This is a genomic window from Hydrogenophaga laconesensis (assembly GCF_031457235.1).
Classification (GTDB): domain Bacteria; phylum Pseudomonadota; class Gammaproteobacteria; order Burkholderiales; family Burkholderiaceae_C; genus Hydrogenophaga; species Hydrogenophaga laconesensis.
The window spans coordinates 224,727-239,973 of sequence record NZ_JAVDWE010000001.1 but is presented as its reverse complement, the minus strand read 5'-3'; the positions used below and the strand labels follow the sequence as shown (position 1 = coordinate 239,973).

13 protein-coding genes are annotated in these 15,247 nt (G+C 64.1%); 10 read left to right on the top strand and 3 right to left on the bottom strand.

Annotated features, from left to right (window positions below; genetic code table 11):
* Positions 1-3: 3 nt before the first annotated feature.
* The 10 genes from lpxA (at position 4) to J2X09_RS01060 (ending at position 10,953) form a co-directional block, all read left to right on the top strand.
* Positions 4-798 carry an acyl-ACP--UDP-N-acetylglucosamine O-acyltransferase gene (gene lpxA / locus J2X09_RS01105; protein WP_204731509.1) on the top strand — a complete coding sequence of 265 codons (795 nt, stop codon included), beginning with the start codon at positions 4-6 and terminating at the stop codon, positions 796-798.
* Positions 799-804: 6 nt separating this feature from the next.
* Positions 805-1,950 carry a lipid-A-disaccharide synthase gene (gene lpxB, locus J2X09_RS01100; protein WP_204731508.1) on the top strand — a complete coding sequence of 382 codons (1,146 nt, stop codon included), beginning with the start codon at positions 805-807 and terminating at the stop codon, positions 1,948-1,950.
* On the top strand, positions 1,922-2,569 hold the full coding sequence (gene rnhB / locus J2X09_RS01095; RefSeq protein ID WP_204731507.1) for a ribonuclease HII: 648 nt from the start codon (positions 1,922-1,924) through the stop codon (positions 2,567-2,569). Before lpxB ends, rnhB begins: the two co-directional genes overlap by 29 nt.
* Positions 2,566-3,342, top strand: coding sequence for a TrmH family RNA methyltransferase (locus J2X09_RS01090; RefSeq protein ID WP_204731506.1), 777 nt, complete (start codon positions 2,566-2,568; stop codon positions 3,340-3,342). Before rnhB ends, J2X09_RS01090 begins: the two co-directional genes overlap by 4 nt.
* Before the next feature lie 197 nt (positions 3,343-3,539).
* Positions 3,540-4,706, top strand: coding sequence for a glutamine-hydrolyzing carbamoyl-phosphate synthase small subunit (gene carA, locus J2X09_RS01085; RefSeq protein ID WP_204731505.1), 1,167 nt, complete (start codon positions 3,540-3,542; stop codon positions 4,704-4,706).
* Positions 4,707-4,730: 24 nt separating this feature from the next.
* A complete protein-coding gene (gene carB / locus J2X09_RS01080; RefSeq protein ID WP_204731504.1) occupies positions 4,731-7,988 on the top strand; it encodes a carbamoyl-phosphate synthase large subunit in 3,258 nt (1,085 codons plus the stop codon).
* A gap of 82 nt (positions 7,989-8,070) precedes the next feature.
* Positions 8,071-9,045: a helix-turn-helix domain-containing protein gene (locus J2X09_RS01075; RefSeq protein WP_310307073.1), complete on the top strand. Its 975-nt coding sequence runs from the start codon at positions 8,071-8,073 to the stop codon at positions 9,043-9,045.
* A gap of 126 nt (positions 9,046-9,171) precedes the next feature.
* Complete coding sequence (locus J2X09_RS01070) at positions 9,172-9,900, top strand: alpha/beta hydrolase (RefSeq protein ID WP_204731502.1); 729 nt, start codon at positions 9,172-9,174, stop codon at positions 9,898-9,900.
* Positions 9,901-10,033: 133 nt separating this feature from the next.
* Positions 10,034-10,510 (top strand): transcription elongation factor GreA, encoded by a 477-nt coding sequence (gene greA / locus J2X09_RS01065; RefSeq protein ID WP_204731501.1) that lies wholly within the window; start codon positions 10,034-10,036, stop codon positions 10,508-10,510.
* Positions 10,511-10,536: 26 nt separating this feature from the next.
* Positions 10,537-10,953 (top strand): DUF4149 domain-containing protein, encoded by a 417-nt coding sequence (locus tag J2X09_RS01060; protein ID WP_310307069.1) that lies wholly within the window; start codon positions 10,537-10,539, stop codon positions 10,951-10,953.
* Between the two features lie 13 nt (positions 10,954-10,966).
* On the opposite strand, the gene folD is transcribed toward J2X09_RS01060, so the two are convergent.
* From folD to J2X09_RS01045, 3 genes are all read right to left on the bottom strand, one after another.
* Positions 10,967-11,818, bottom strand: coding sequence for a bifunctional methylenetetrahydrofolate dehydrogenase/methenyltetrahydrofolate cyclohydrolase FolD (gene folD, locus J2X09_RS01055; protein WP_204731499.1), 852 nt, complete (start codon positions 11,816-11,818; stop codon positions 10,967-10,969).
* Between the two features lie 82 nt (positions 11,819-11,900).
* Complete coding sequence (locus tag J2X09_RS01050; RefSeq protein WP_204731498.1) at positions 11,901-12,527, bottom strand: response regulator transcription factor; 627 nt, start codon at positions 12,525-12,527, stop codon at positions 11,901-11,903.
* Positions 12,524-15,079: a PAS domain-containing sensor histidine kinase gene (locus J2X09_RS01045; protein ID WP_204731497.1), complete on the bottom strand. Its 2,556-nt coding sequence runs from the start codon at positions 15,077-15,079 to the stop codon at positions 12,524-12,526. The genes J2X09_RS01050 and J2X09_RS01045 overlap by 4 nt, the downstream gene beginning before the upstream one ends.
* Between the last annotated feature and the right edge of the window lie 168 nt (positions 15,080-15,247).

The window sequence follows — 15,247 nt, the reverse complement described above, 5'->3', positions numbered from 1 at the left end:
CGCATGTCTCTGATTCACCCCACCGCGCTGATCGATCCGGCAGCCGAGCTCGACAGTTCGGTCGGTGTCGGGCCTTACACCGTGATCGGGCCCCATGTGAAGATCGGTGCCGGTACCACGGTCGGCGCGCATTGCGTGCTCGAAGGCCACACCACGATTGGGCGCGACAACCGGATCTTCCAGTTCAACTCCCTGGGGGCCATTCCCCAGGACAAGAAGTATGCGGGTGAGCCCTGTGAGCTGGTCATCGGGGATCGCAACACCATACGAGAGTTCTGCACTTTCAATATTGGGTCGCCGGGCGACAGGGCGGTGACAAAGGTCGGCAACGACAACTGGATCATGGCCTATGTGCACCTCGCACACGACTGCCTGGTGGGCAACAACACCATTTTTGCCAACAACTCGCAACTGGCGGGTCACGTGGTGGTCGACGATTGGGTGATCCTGGGTGGCTTTACCGTGGTGCACCAGTTCGTGCGCATCGGGGCGCACGCCATGACGGCGATGTGTTCCCTGCTGTTTGCCGACCTGCCTCCATTCGTGATGTGCCAGGGTCAACCTGCGCAGGCGCGTTCCATGAATTTCGAAGGTTTGCGTCGCAGAGGTTTCTCGCCTGAGCGCGTTTCTGCCGTGAAGGCCATGCACAAGGCCTTGTACCGGGATGATCTCAAACTGGATGACGCCATTGAACGCATTCGCGGGCTGACCGAACGCACGCCTGAGGCCGCGTCCGATGTGGCCATGATGCTGGACTTCCTCGGGCAGATGTCGCCCCAGCGCGGCATCGTCCGCTGAGCGTGCATGCAGGCTTCCAAGCGCTTGGCCCTGGTGGCGGGCGAAACCTCAGGTGACCTGCTTGCCGGTTTGTTGCTCAGCGGCGTGCGCCAGCGGTGGCCCGAGCTTCAGGCCTTCGGCATCGGGGGGCCGCAGATGCTGGCACAGGGGTTCGAGGCCTGGTGGCCGAGCGACAAACTCGCGGTGCGTGGCTATGTCGAGGTGTTGCGCCATTACCGCGAGATTGTGGGTATACGCACTGCGTTGCAGCAGCGGTTGCTGGCTTCGTCGCGACCCGATGTGTTCATCGGGGTCGACGCGCCCGACTTCAATCTGGACCTGGAAGCCAATCTCAGGCAGGCCGGCATTCGCACTGTGCATTTCGTGTGCCCGTCCATCTGGGCGTGGAGGGCTGACCGTGTCGACAAGATTCGGCGCAGTGCCGACCACGTGCTTTGCATTTTTCCGTTCGAGCCTGAGTTGCTCGCACAGCATGGCATCGCTGCCACCTACGTCGGACATCCTCTGGCCAATGTGATTCCCCTTGTACCGGACCGGGCCGCAGCACGTGCCCGTCTGGGTCTGGGAGACCGGGAGACCGTGGTTGCTGTCCTGCCGGGCAGCCGTGCCTCTGAGGTTCAATACCTGGCAGCGCGCTTCTTCGCAACAGCCGCACGGCTGGCGAAGGCGCGGCCAGGTATGCGGTTCGTGGTACCGGCCATGCCGGTATTGCGCGAGAGGATCGAGGCTGCCATACGGGATGCGGGTGTGGAGGGTGCTGTGATGGTGGTCACTGGCCAGTCGCACACCGTACTGGCGGCGTGCGACGTGACACTGATCGCCAGTGGCACTGCGACGCTGGAGGCGGCGCTGTTCAAGCGCCCCATGGTGATTGCCTACAACATGAACTGGCTTTCCTGGCAGATCATGCGGCGCAAGCAACTGCAGCCGTGGGTGGGGCTGCCGAACATCCTGTGCAATGACTTCGTCGTGCCGGAGTTGCTGCAAGACGCGGCGACGCCCGAAGCGATGTCGCAGGCGGTGCTGGCGTGGCTCGACGCACCTGCGAAAATCTCGGCACTTCAGCAGCGGTTCACCGAACTGCACCACACGCTGCGCCGAGACACTGCCCAACTGGCCACCGATGCGATCGAACAAGTTCTTGAAGGCTGAACAGACCCATCTGGTCTGGGACACGCCCGGTCTGCTCGCCGGCGTGGACGAGGCCGGGCGCGGGCCGCTGGCGGGGCCGGTGGTTGCCGCCGCCGTGATCCTGGACGAGCGCGCGCCCATCAAGGGCCTGGCCGACTCCAAGCAACTCACTGCCCTGCGGCGGGAGCGCCTGTACGACGAAATCCGAGCCAAGGCACTGTGCTGCAGTGTGGCTCAGGCTTCGGTGGAGGAGATCGACCAGCTCAACATCCTGCACGCCACGATGCTGGCGATGCGCCGTGCAGTCATCGGCCTGCGCCTGAAACCCGCCAAGGTGCTGGTGGATGGAAACCGGCTACCGCCGCTGGACGTCCTGGCCGAGGCCATCGTGTCGGGTGACGCTCTTGTGCCTTCGATATCTGCCGCGTCGATTCTGGCCAAGGTCACACGTGATCGCCTGCTGTGCGAGCTCCATTTGCAGCATCCCGAGTACGGCTTTGATCGCCATAAGGGCTACGGAACGGCGCAGCACATGCAGGCCTTGCGTGTGCATGGCGCGCTGGCAGTGCACCGCCGTTCGTTTGCGCCCGTGGCTCGTGCTTTGTTCGTGCCCGCCCCGCAAACGGATACCGAGCCGTGACGAACGCTCCCACCGCGATCACGTCGCGCGACAACCCGCTTCTCAAGCGGCTGCGCCAGCTGGCGCAGGACGGTGCCGCCTATCGCAAGCAGGGGCAGGTCTGGCTGGAGGGTGACCATCTCTGCCGCGCCTTGCTCACGCGTGGCCACAGGCCGGTCACGGCCGTGTTCTCCGAGTCTTTTTGGCCGGGCGCACCGCATGATCTGCGAGACGCGACGAACCATGTTGTCGTCGTGCCCGACGCCCTGATGGCCGGTATCAGCGGACTCGAGTCGCATGCAGGCGTCGGGTTTGTCTGGCCATTGCCGCCCGCGGATCAGGTTCAGGGTGGCCTCGCCACTGTGGTGCTGGACCGGTTGCAGGATGCCGGCAATGTGGGTTCCATTCTTCGCAGTGCCGCGGCATTTGGCTTTGGCCAGGTGTTGTCTCTGAAAGGCTCGGCGGCGCTCTGGTCGCCCAAGGTGGTGCGCGCTGGCATGGGCGCACATTTCGGTCTGAGATTGATCGAAGGTCTTTCGGTGCACGATCTCGCCGACCTGGATGTGCCGTTGCTGGTCACCAGTTCGCACCAGGGCGAGTGGTTGCACCAGACGCGTCTGCCCTGGCCATGCGCCTGGGTGATGGGGCACGAAGGCCAGGGCGTTGGTGAGGCGCTGATGGCACGGGCCAGTGCCTTTGTGCGCATTGCCCAGCCGGGGGGCGAGGAGTCGCTCAACGTGGCTGCCGCTGCGGCCATTTGTCTGCACGCCAGTGCGGCCCTGTCCTCCGCCTGAATCCGCGGTTTGCCCTCTGCGCCGGGCTATAATTCCACGGTTTACCCGCAATCGGCGCAAACCCTGCGCGCCCCGGCTCACCACCCCAGGTTCATGACCCGTTTTCTGCCCCGGTTCCCCGGTGCAAGGCGGGCGCGAAGCCTGCGCGGCACCTGCCGCCGGCGCGAGGACGTTGCAGCCCCACTCTGGAGAATTCCGTGCTTCCCGTCCATCCGAAAGCCCTTCTCGCGCTCGCCGACGGCACGGTCTTTACAGGCGTTTCCATTGGCGCCACCGGTCAGACCACGGGGGAGGTGGTGTTCAACACCTCGCTCACCGGCTACCAGGAAATCCTCACCGATCCCAGCTATTGCGAGCAGATCGTCACGCTGACGTATCCGCACATCGGCAATACCGGCACCAATGCCGAAGACGTGGAGGCCCGTCGCGTCCACGCCGCCGGCCTGATCATCAAAGACCTGCCCCTGCTGGCTTCCAACTTTCGCAGCAGCGAAACCCTCTCGCAGTACCTGCAACGCGAAGGCGCTGTGGCCATCGCTGACCTCGATACCCGGGCCCTGACGCGCCGTCTGCGCACGCATGGCGCGCAGAATGGTTGCATCATCGCGCTTGCTCCAGGCGAGGCCATTACCGATGTCCACCGCGCCAAGGCGCTGGCCGCGGCCAAAGCGGCGCCGAACATGGCTGGCAGCGATCTCGCCAAGGTCGTTTCCGCACCGTCGCCGTACCCCTGGACGCAGACCGAGTGGCAGCTCGGCTTCGGCTATGGCGAGCAGATCGCGCCGCGCTTCCATGTCGTGGCGTATGACTTCGGGGTCAAGCACAACATCCTCCGCATGCTGGCACAGCGCGGCTGCAAGATCACTGTGGTGCCTGCACAGACCCCGGCTTCGGATGTCTTCAAGCTCAAGCCCAACGGCGTCTTTCTCTCCAACGGCCCCGGCGACCCGGAGCCCTGCGACTACGCGATTGCCGCCACGCGCGAGATCATCGAAGCCGGTGTGCCCACGTTCGGCATCTGCCTTGGCCACCAGATTCTGGCGCTGGCCAGCGGTGCAAAGACCTTCAAGATGAAGTTTGGCCACCATGGTGCGAACCACCCCGTGAAAGATCTGGACAACGGCCGTGTGAGCATCACCAGCCAGAACCACGGCTTTGCCGTTGACGAGAAGACTTTGCCCGCCACGCTGCGCGCCACCCATGTGAGCCTGTTTGACGGCACGCTGCAGGGCCTGGCCCGCACCGACAAGCCGGCCTTCTGCTTTCAGGGTCACCCGGAAGCCTCGCCCGGCCCGCATGACATCGGCTACCTGTTCGACCGTTTTATCGACTTGATGCAGGCCCGCGTGCCCGCTACCGCCTGAGCCGGCGCACACACCCAGCGAACCATGCCCAAAAGAACCGACATACAAACCGTCCTTATCATCGGCGCTGGCCCGATCATCATCGGCCAGGCCTGCGAGTTCGACTACTCTGGCGTGCAGGCTTGCAAGGCCTTGCGCGAAGAGGGCTACCGCGTGGTGCTGATCAACAGCAACCCCGCCACCATCATGACCGACCCGGCCACGGCCGATGTCACCTACATCGAGCCGATCACCTGGCAGACGGTCGAGAAAATCATCGCCAAGGAGCGGCCTCTGGCCAAGGGCGGCTTCGCCATCCTCCCAACCATGGGTGGCCAGACCGCGCTGAACTGCGCGCTCGACCTGTGGCGCAACGGGGTGCTCGCGAAGTACGAGGTGGAGCTGATCGGTGCCACGCCGGAAGCGATCGACAAGGCCGAAGACCGTCTGAAGTTCAAGGACGCGATGACCAAGATCGGCCTGGGCTCGGCGCGGTCGGGTATCGCACACAGCATGGAAGAGGCCTGGGGTGTCCAGAAAACGGTTGGTTTCCCGGTGGTGATCCGCCCCAGCTTCACGCTGGGTGGCACCGGCGGCGGCATCGCCTACAACCCGGAAGAGTTCGAGACCATCTGCAAGCGGGGCCTGGAGGCTTCGCCGACCAACGAGCTGCTGATCGAGGAGTCGCTGCTTGGATGGAAAGAGTATGAGATGGAAGTGGTGCGCGACAAGGCGGACAACTGCATCATCGTCTGCTCGATCGAGAACCTGGATCCGATGGGTGTGCACACTGGTGACTCGATCACCGTGGCACCTGCCCAGACGCTGACCGACAAGGAATACCAGATCCTGCGCAATGCCTCGCTGGCTGTGCTGCGCGAGATCGGTGTCGACACCGGCGGCTCCAACGTGCAGTTCTCCATCAACCCGAAGGACGGCCGCATGGTCGTCATCGAGATGAACCCGCGCGTCTCGCGCTCGTCCGCGCTGGCCTCCAAGGCCACCGGTTTCCCGATCGCCAAGGTCGCCGCCAAGCTGGCCATCGGCTACACGCTCGACGAGTTGCGCAACGAGATCACCGGTGGTGCGACGCCAGCCAGCTTCGAGCCCAGCATCGACTACGTCGTCACCAAGATTCCGCGCTTTGCGTTCGAGAAGTTTCCCACTGCCGACAGCCGTCTCACCACGCAGATGAAGAGCGTGGGCGAGGTGATGGCCATGGGTCGCACCTTCCAGGAGTCCTTCCAGAAGGCCCTGCGGGGCCTGGAGGTGGGCGTGGATGGCATGAACGAGAAGACGCAGGACCGCGAAACGCTGGAGCGCGAACTGGGCGAGCCTGGACCGGATCGCATCTGGTACGTGGGTGACGCCTTCGCGGCGGGCTGGACACTCGAAGAGGTGCATCAGTTCACCAAGATCGATCCCTGGTTCCTCGTTCAGATCGAAGAGATCGTGAAGATCGAACTGGCGCTTGAAAAGACCAGCCTCGACGCGATCGACAGCGAGACTCTGCGCGGCTTGAAGAAGAAGGGTTTCTCGGATCGTCGCTTGGCCAAGTTGCTGAAGACCGGCGACAAGGCCGTGCGCGAGCGCCGCATCGCTGAGAACATCCGCCCTGTCTACAAGCGTGTGGACACCTGCGCGGCCGAGTTCGCCACCGACACCGCCTACCTGTACTCCACCTACGAAGGCCATGGCGACGGCGAGTGCGAAGCCGAGCCCACCAGCAAGAAGAAGATCATGGTGTTGGGCGGTGGACCGAACCGCATTGGCCAGGGCATCGAGTTCGACTACTGCTGTGTGCACGCAGCGCTCGCCATGCGCGAGGACGGTTACGAGACCATCATGGTCAACTGCAACCCGGAAACCGTATCGACCGACTACGACACGAGTGACCGACTGTACTTCGAGCCGCTGACGCTGGAAGACGTGCTGGAGATCGTGGACAAGGAAAAGCCGGTGGGCGTGATCGTGCAATACGGTGGCCAGACGCCGCTGAAGCTCGCTCTTGGCCTGGAGGCCTCTGGCGTGCCCATCATCGGCACCAGCCCAGACATGATCGATGCAGCGGAAGACCGTGAGCGCTTCCAGAAACTGCTGCACACCCTGGGCCTGCGCCAGCCGCCCAACGCCACCGCACGGGCCGAGCCAGAAGCGCTTGAGAAGGCTGCCGCGCTGGGCTATCCATTGGTGGTTCGGCCCAGCTATGTGCTGGGGGGACGCGCCATGGAAATCGTGCACGAGCAGCGCGATCTGGAGCGCTACATGCGTGAGGCGGTCAAGGTGAGCAACGACTCGCCGGTGCTGCTGGATCGTTTCCTGAACGACGCGATCGAATGCGATGTGGATGCGGTGCGCGATGCCACCGGCCGCGTGTTCATCGGCGGCGTGATGGAGCACATTGAACAGGCCGGCGTGCACAGTGGCGATTCCGCCTGTTCGCTGCCGCCGTACTACCTGAGCAAGGCGACCGTCGACGAGCTCAAGCGCCAGACCGCAGCCATGGCCGAGGGCCTGAATGTGGTGGGCTTGATGAACGTGCAGTTCGCGATCCAGGAAGTGGAAGAAAACGGTGAGAAGAAGGACGTGATCTTCGTGCTGGAGGTGAACCCGCGCGCTTCGCGCACGGTGCCTTTCGTTTCCAAGGCCACTGGTATCCAGCTCGCGAAGGTGGCTGCGCGCTGCATGGCGGGCCAGTCGCTCGACGCCCAAGGCATCGGTGCAGAAGTGACACCGCCTTACTTCAGCGTGAAGGAAGCGGTCTTCCCGTTCGTGAAGTTCCCCGGCGTGGACACCATTCTTGGTCCAGAGATGAAGTCCACCGGCGAGGTGATGGGGGTGGGCAAGACGTTCGGCGAGGCTTTCGTCAAGAGCCAGCTGGGTGCCGGCACCAAGCTGCCGACCTCCGGCAAGGTGTTCCTGACCGTCAAGAACAGCGACAAGCCGCGCGCGGTGGAAGTCGCGCGCCAGCTTGTGGACCTGGGCTTTGAACTGGTCGCTACGCGCGGCACGGCTGCTGCAATCTCCGCAGCCGGTGTCTCCGTGCAGACCGTGAACAAGGTGACCGAAGGCCGTCCGCACATCGTGGACGCCATCAAGAACGGCGACATCGTGCTGGTGATCAACACGGTGGAAGAGCGCCGCAACGCCATCGCCGACTCGCGGGCGATCCGCACTTCGGCCCTGCTGGCGCGCGTGACCACCTTCACCACCATCGCCGGCGCTGAAGCCGCGGTGGAAGGCATGCAGTACCTGGACAAGCTGGGTGTGATCTCAGTGCAGGAGATGCACGCGCAGCTCTGAGCGAGCTCGCCAACCGCCGACTGTCCGGTCTGCGGGTTTGCGCGAGGACATGGTGTCCCGGCGGAGGGCTACATTGCTGCCCATGAACATGGGCAGCTTTTCCGCACATGCCTCGGCCCGCCAGTGGTCTACCGATCAGGTGCCCGCATCGGGGCGGCTGGATTACTGGGTGGGCGCCATCTGCGAGGCGTTCCTGGAAATGGACTGCAGTTCGCGCGACGCGTCGGCCTTCGAAGGTCGGCTCATCAGCGTGGAGGTGGGGGCACTGTCCTTCAATCAGGTCGAGGCGTCCACGCAGGACGTGTTTCGCACGCTAGCGTCGATATCGCGTGGGGCGTGCCACCCCTTCTATCTCATCACCCAGCGCGAGACCGCCTGGCATGTCCGCCAGGGTGGTCATCGCGCAGGTCTGCGTCCGGGTGACGCCGTGCTGGTGGACTCGGCGCGGACCTACGAACTGCACTTTCCTGAGTCGGTGGAGGTCATGTCCATCCAGTTGCCACGCAGCTGGGTGGGTGAGTGGTTGACCCGGGTGGACTCCGCCTTGCCGCGCGTTGCCCTGCGCGATCGGGGATGGGGCAGGGCGCTGTCGGGTCTGTCGCTCCAGTTTGCGCACGATCCTTTGTCCGCACTCGGTTATCCGCCCGACCTGCTGACGGACCAACTGGGCGCCATGCTGGCGGCCGCGATAGAGCCTTCATCTGCCGCAAGCCGGCCCGCGACACTGGATCTCGTGGGCCGTGCTCGCCGGTTCGTGCAGGCCACGCTCGGGCAGTCGGGTCTGACGGCGCAATGCGTGGCGCTGGAGCTCGGCGTTTCGGTGCGCACGTTGCACCGCGCTTTCGCCGCCCAGTCCACCAGTTTCGCGCTCGATCTGCGTCGCCTCCGGCTGGCACACGCGGCGCAACTGCTGGCGCAGCCCCGGCTCGCGGGCGTGACGGTGGCCGAGCTGGGACGGCGCAGTGGTTTTGCCGATGGCTCGCATTTCGTGCGGGAGTTTCAGAGGCACTTCGGCGTGACGCCAGCCCGCTGGCGACGGCAAAGATTGGCGCACTGACGCCGGACGTCGACGCATGGCACGTTCCGGCCATACAGATGGCGCAAACCGGCCATCCGAGGGCGATGCCTGGTTCTACGCTGGCGTCTGAGGCCCCGTCGGGGTGACAGATGAAGGAGACAGCCGATGTCAGATACCTACGTTCTCGTGCATGGCGCCTGGCACACCGGCGCCGAAATGGAGCCGGTGGCTCAGCACCTGCGTGTGCGCGGTCATACGGTGCATTGCCCCACATTGGCGGGCAACCGGCCCGGGGATGACCGATCCACCATGGGGCTGAGCGAGGCCGCCCAGTCGTTGGTGGATTTCCTCGTACAGAAAGACCTCCGCGAGGTGCGCCTGATGGGCCACAGCTATGGCGGTATGGTCATCAGCAAGGCCGCTGATGTGGTGCCGGAGCGGATTGCGCGGCTGGTGTACTGGAATGCCTTTGTTCCTCTGAATGGCGAATGCCTGAACGACATGGTGCCCGCGCACTACAAGGCGATGTTCGACCAGATCGCCGCAGCCAATCGCAACGCTGTCATGCTGCCGTACCCCATCTGGCGCGAGGCCTTCATCAACGACGCCGACGCCGGGCTCGCACAGCGCGCGTTTGATCAACTCAATCTCCAGCCTTACCGCACCTTCACTGAGCCGGTGGCACTGCAGAGCGAACTGGCGGCCAAGCCGATGGGCAAAAGTTACCTTCTGTGCACCGAGGACACCGCCATGCCGCACAACATGCCCTGGCATCCCCGTCTGTCGGAGCGGCTGGGGCTGTATCGCCTCGTGGCGTGCCCGGGCAGCCATGAGCTCTGCTTCACCGATCCGGCGTTGCTGGCCTGCAAGATCGAAGAAGCCGGACGCGACTGACGCGTGTTTGCCCGGATGGGCTTCCCGGTTTCTTTCACGGCATAATGGCCTTTCATGAACACCGCCGAGCGGCAACGCCCGGCGGTTTGCTTTTGGGCCGGCGAAGTGCCGGAGGCAGTAGGAGAAAGTCATCGTGGCCACCATTCCGATCACCAAACGCGGCGCTGAAAAGCTCAAGGAAGAGCTGCATCGCCTGAAAACCGTGGACCGCCCCTGGGTGATCAACGCGATCGCCGAGGCGCGCGCGCAGGGCGATCTGAGCGAGAACGCCGAGTACGACGCGGCCAAGGACCGCCAGGGCTTCATCGAAGGTCGCATTGCCGAAGTGGAAGGCAAGCTCTCCGCCGCCCAGATCATCGATCCCGCTCAGCTGGATGCCGGTGGCCGTGTGGTGTTCGGTGCAACGGTCGAGCTGGAAGACGAAGACAGTGGTGCGGCCGTCACATATCAGATCGTGGGCGAGGACGAGGCCGATCTCAAGCTCGGCCTGGTGAACATCAGCAGCCCAATCGCGCGCGCCCTGATCGGGAAGGAAGAAGGCGACGTCGCCGAAGTGCAGGCGCCGGGTGGTGTGCGCCGCTTCGAGATCGTGGCAGTCCGGTACGCCTGACGGCGATGCCGCAGCGCCTTTCCCTTATGCTGGCCGCCCTTTGGTGGGGCGGTATCACGGCGCTGAGTTTTCTGGCGGTGCCCACGCTCTTCGCGCAGCTGGGCAATCCAGCGGTGGCGGGGCCGGTGGCGGCGAAGCTGTTCTCGTTGCAGTGCTACGCGGGCTTGCTGCTGGGGCTGGCGCTGCTGGTGAGTTTGCGGCGCGGTACCGAACGAGGTGGTGCACCCGACGGCGCTGCCATGACCACACTGGGCATCGTGCTGCTGGGCATGATCCTGGCGCTTCTGCAGGAGTTCGGTGTGGCACAGAACATCGTTACCGCTCGTGCCAGTGGCGGCAATCTGCGCCTTTGGCACGGCGTGGGAACAGCGATGGTGCTGGGGCAGTGGCTCTGCGCCGGCACCGTGCTGTGGCGGCTGAGCCGATCGGTGCCGACCCGCTGAAGATCGTTCTGGCTCAGCCGGCCAATCGCTCCGCCGACTCGAGCGTATTGACCATGAGCATGGTGATGGTCATCGGGCCCACGCCGCCTGGCACCGGCGTGATCCAGCTGGCCACTTCCTTCACGCCCTCGAAATCCACGTCGCCACAGAGCTTGCCTTCGTCATTGCGGTTCATGCCGACGTCGAGCACCACCGCGCCGGGTTTGACCATGTCGGCCGTGAGCACGTTGCGTTTGCCCACGGCGGCCACGATGACATCGGCCTGAAGCGTCATTGCTTTGAGATTCTGTGTGCCACTGTGGCAGATGGTGACCGTGGCGTTCTGCTGCAGCAGCATCAGCGCCATTGGCTTGCCGACGATGTTGCTGCGCCCGATCACGACCGCGTGTCTGCCTTTGAGCTCATAGCCGATGCTCTCGAGCATCTTCATGCAGCCATAGGGCGTGCAGGGCCAGAACCCGGGCATGCCGGTCATGAGTGCGCCCGCGCTGGCGATGTGGAATCCATCGACGTCCTTGGCAGGCGAGATGGCCTCGATCACTTTTTGCGCGTCGATGTGGCCAGGCAAAGGCAGCTGAACCAGGATGCCGTGGATGCTGCTGTCGCGATTGAGCGCATCCACCCGTGCCAGCAATTCGGCCTCGCTCATGGTGGCCGGCCAGCGCTCCAGCACCGAGTGCATGCCGGTGTCTTCGCAGGCCTTCACCTTGTTGCGCACGTAGACCTGCGAAGCGGGGTTGTCGCCCACAAGGATCACAGCCAGGCCAGGCGTGATGCCCCTGGACTTGAGGGCGGTCACGCGTGCGCTGACGTCGGCTCGGAGGTGGCGGGAGAGGGCGTTGCCGTCGATGAGTTGGGCGGTCATGGCAGGGATGCGATTGCGGTTGAAATGCAAACGCCCGCCGGGGGAGCGGCGGGCGTTTTGTGAGGATCTCGGCGAGAGGTGTTCAGGCTTTGGCGGGGGTTTGCCCAAGGGCGATCTTGAGCAGGTCTGCCACGGTGTTGGCACCCAGCTTTTCCATGATGTTGGCGCGGTGCGCCTCCACCGTCTTGATACTGATGCCCAGGTCGTCGGCGATCTGCTTGTTCAACCGCCCGGCGACGATGCGTTCGAGCACCTGCGCCTCGCGGCTGGTGAGCTTGGAGAGCAGGGCATCGCGGCTGACGGCCTGCTGGTGCGTGGCGAAGGCGTCGCGTGCGTGTTCGAGCATGCGCTCGACCAAGGCCACGAGCTGGTCTTCCTTGAAGGGCTTCTGGATGAAGTCGAGTGCGCCACGCTTCATGGACTCCACCGCCATGGGCACGTCGCCGTGACCGGTGATGAAGACGATGGGCAAGGGGGACTGGCGCTCGATCAGACGTTCCTGGAGTTCCATGCCAGTCATGCCACCCATGCGGATGTCGGCGATCAGGCAGGCTACCTCACGAGCGTCATAGCGGCTGAGAAAAGCTTCGGCAGACTCGAAACATCGAACCCGGAAGTCCTTGCCTTCCAGAAGCCATTGCAGTGAGTCGCGCACAGCTTCGTCGTCATCGACCACGTAGACGGTGCCTTTTTTAGGGATCAAACTCATCTCGCTCTTTCTGTGTCCGTCAGCGGCTCTGTGGCGGGCCCGGCCGCGGCGCTGTGGTTCTGCAGCCTGGAGACCACGGGAATCCAGAAACTGAAGCAGCAGCCCACCACCTCTTCACCATTGTAGATGTTCTGCACTTGCATCCTGCCGTGGTGCGACTCGACGATGCTCCGGCACAATTTGAGGCCAATGCCCATGCCTTCACTCTTGGTGCTGTAGAAGGCTTCGTAGATGCGCTCGATCATTTCGTTGGGCACGCCATTCCCCGAATCGCGGACCGAGAACTCGACCACATCGACACCGTCCAGCCGGCGCGGACCGACCCGCAATTCCACGTAGCGTTCCCCGGGTGCGCGCCCGGCCTGCGCAATGGCTTCACCGGCGTTCTTCAGCAGGTTGATCAGCACCTGTTCGATCAGGATCGGGTCGACCATCAGGTTGGGCAGCCGCGCTGCCACGTAGGGTGACAGCCGGACCTGCTGCCGCCGCAGTTCGATGTCGGCCAGCTCGATGGCGTTGCTGACCATCTGGGCCACATCGGACTGCGTGGGATTGGGCTCGCTGCGTTTCACGAACGCGCGGATGCGCTGGATGATCTGCCCGGCGCGCTGGGCCTGGCGGGCGGTCTTCTCCAGCGCACCGAGAAGCTCGTCGGTGGTGATCCGCTGCTCGTTCACGCGCGAGATCATGCCGTTGCAGTAGTTGGAAATGGCGGTCAGCGGCTGGTTGAGTTCGTGCGCCACGCTCGACGCCATCTCTCCCATGGTGATCAGGCGGCTGGCGGTCTGCGCGCGCTCGGCCTGCCGTGATGCCTGCTCTTCGGCATAGCGGCGCGGTGTGATGTCGCTGGCAATCACCATCTGTGCGAGCCGTCCATCCACCCAGGTGAGATAGCGCGTGCGCACCTCCAGCCAGCGGTCGAGCTCTTCCACGAAGACTTCGGCGTTCTCTGCACCCGCATCGGTCAAAGTTTCGGTGGGCATGCCGGCAAAGGCATCCACGGCGTCCCCATCGTCGGGGCTCGGGGAAGGCTGGTTGCCGGCCAGATCGACCAGATGGCGGTGGCCCTGGCCCCGCGTGCCGAACCACAGGCGGTACATCTTGTTGGCGAACAGCATTTCATCGCTGCCCAGCGGCGCAACCGAGACGGCGGAGTCGAGCGACTCCAGAACGGTGGTGAAGCGCTCGTAAGACGCCGACAGCTCTTCACGGATGCGTTTGGGCTCGGTGATGTCGGTCATCGAGGTCATCCAGCCCGTCTGATGTCCCTTGGGATCGATCAGCGGAGAGACATACATGCGGGCGTCGAAGATGCTGCCGTCGCGGCGCTTCACGTGCACCTCGAAACCACCTGGCGTGGAACGGCCCCGAAGTTCGTCTTCCAGTCGTGCTGCGAGCTGGTCATGCTCCTCCTCTGGCCAGTACGGAAAGGGTGCGGTACGGCCGACGAGTTCGCCCTCGGTCCAGCCGGTCATGGAGCAGAAGGCCGGGTTGACGTAGGTGATGCGGCCCTGCATGTCGAGTGCGCGCATGCCGGTGAGCATGGAGTTTTCCATTGCCCTGCGGAAATTGGTCTCGGCCACCAGGGCCTGCTGGGCCTGCACACGGCGGCGGGTGTGGCGCCATGTGCCGAGCAGCATCCAGACTGTGAGGGCCGACAGCGCGCCGATGACCCAGAAGAAGCCGCTGCCCACGATGTCCTGCGAGGTGCGGTAGCCCTGTGCCTTGACGATCAGGCCGTTGCCTACGGGAGAAACCGGTACTTCGTGTTCCAGGGGCGGGTTGGACCAGGGCAATAGGCGCAGGACGGTGGTCGGCGTCTGCAGGCTGCCGGCCAGCACGCGGCCCCTGTCGTCGACCAGCGCCACGGCATAGCGGGCCATGATTTCCGGGGGAACACCAAAGCGCATCAGCCCGTCGATGGAGTACTCACCCATGATGGTGCCGGAGAACCGTCCCTGCTCGGTCAGGGGCACGTGCAGCATCAGCGTGGCGTTGCGCGCGTCGTCACCGAGCGGACGCGAGTAGATCGGCTGGCGCAGGTCACGGGCCAGGTCAAAAGAGCCGTCGGTCTCTCCGGGTGAGAGCACGCTGCCGGTGGGGCGCACCAGTGCGGTGGGTGCGCTGGGTGAGGCGTAGCTGGCCAGCACGTTGCGCCGGGCATCCACCCAGCTGATGGCCAGCATCTCTGGAAACTGACTGACCAACGATTCCACCTGGAACTCGAATTCCTCGCTCTCGATCTCCCTGTTGCCGACTTCGCGCGCCAGCCGCATCAGCTGCTCCTGCCGCTCAAGCAGGCGCAGGCGCAGGCGTTGCTGGGCGTACTCCACGTCCCGCGTCACGGCCTCCTGCTCGCGCTCGAGCTCCTCATAACGCAGGTAGGTGATGGCCACCACGATCGCGGAGAGAAAGAGCAAAACGGCCAGCAAGGGGCCGAGGGTGGCGAAGCGATCCTGGCGGGATGGTGGGAGGCGACGCCACCAGCGCTTCCACCAGACAACCTGCGATGGTGGGCTGTTGGGCTGCGTTGGATGGGGCAGGGGAATCATGGAGCCGCAAGTCTACGTGAGGGCGCATGCCTTGCCCGGTCGCGACACGTGCGCAAGTCGAATTGGTCATGGTCGGGTCTCATTGCTGTTGATTTCATAATGTAGAAACATAAAGCATATGTTGAAAACATAAAGCTTTTGTGGAAAAATCAGTGACAGTGCGGATGT

Excerpts from the sequence above, each read along its gene's own strand:
- lpxA (WP_204731509.1), top strand. The coding sequence starts at position 4 with ATGTCTCTGATTCACCCCACCGCGCTGATCGATCCGGCAGCCGAGCTC.
- lpxB (WP_204731508.1), top strand. The coding sequence starts at position 805 with ATGCAGGCTTCCAAGCGCTTGGCCCTGGTGGCGGGCGAAACCTCAGGT.
- rnhB (WP_204731507.1), top strand. The coding sequence starts at position 1,922 with ATGCGATCGAACAAGTTCTTGAAGGCTGAACAGACCCATCTGGTCTGG.
- carB (WP_204731504.1), top strand. The coding sequence starts at position 4,731 with ATGCCCAAAAGAACCGACATACAAACCGTCCTTATCATCGGCGCTGGC.
- J2X09_RS01075 (WP_310307073.1), top strand. The coding sequence starts at position 8,071 with ATGAACATGGGCAGCTTTTCCGCACATGCCTCGGCCCGCCAGTGGTCT.
- J2X09_RS01070 (WP_204731502.1), top strand. The coding sequence starts at position 9,172 with ATGTCAGATACCTACGTTCTCGTGCATGGCGCCTGGCACACCGGCGCC.
- J2X09_RS01060 (WP_310307069.1), top strand. The coding sequence starts at position 10,537 with ATGCTGGCCGCCCTTTGGTGGGGCGGTATCACGGCGCTGAGTTTTCTG.
- folD (WP_204731499.1), bottom strand. The coding sequence starts at position 11,818 with ATGACCGCCCAACTCATCGACGGCAACGCCCTCTCCCGCCACCTCCGA.
- J2X09_RS01050 (WP_204731498.1), bottom strand. The coding sequence starts at position 12,527 with ATGAGTTTGATCCCTAAAAAAGGCACCGTCTACGTGGTCGATGACGAC.
- J2X09_RS01045 (WP_204731497.1), bottom strand. The coding sequence starts at position 15,079 with ATGATTCCCCTGCCCCATCCAACGCAGCCCAACAGCCCACCATCGCAG.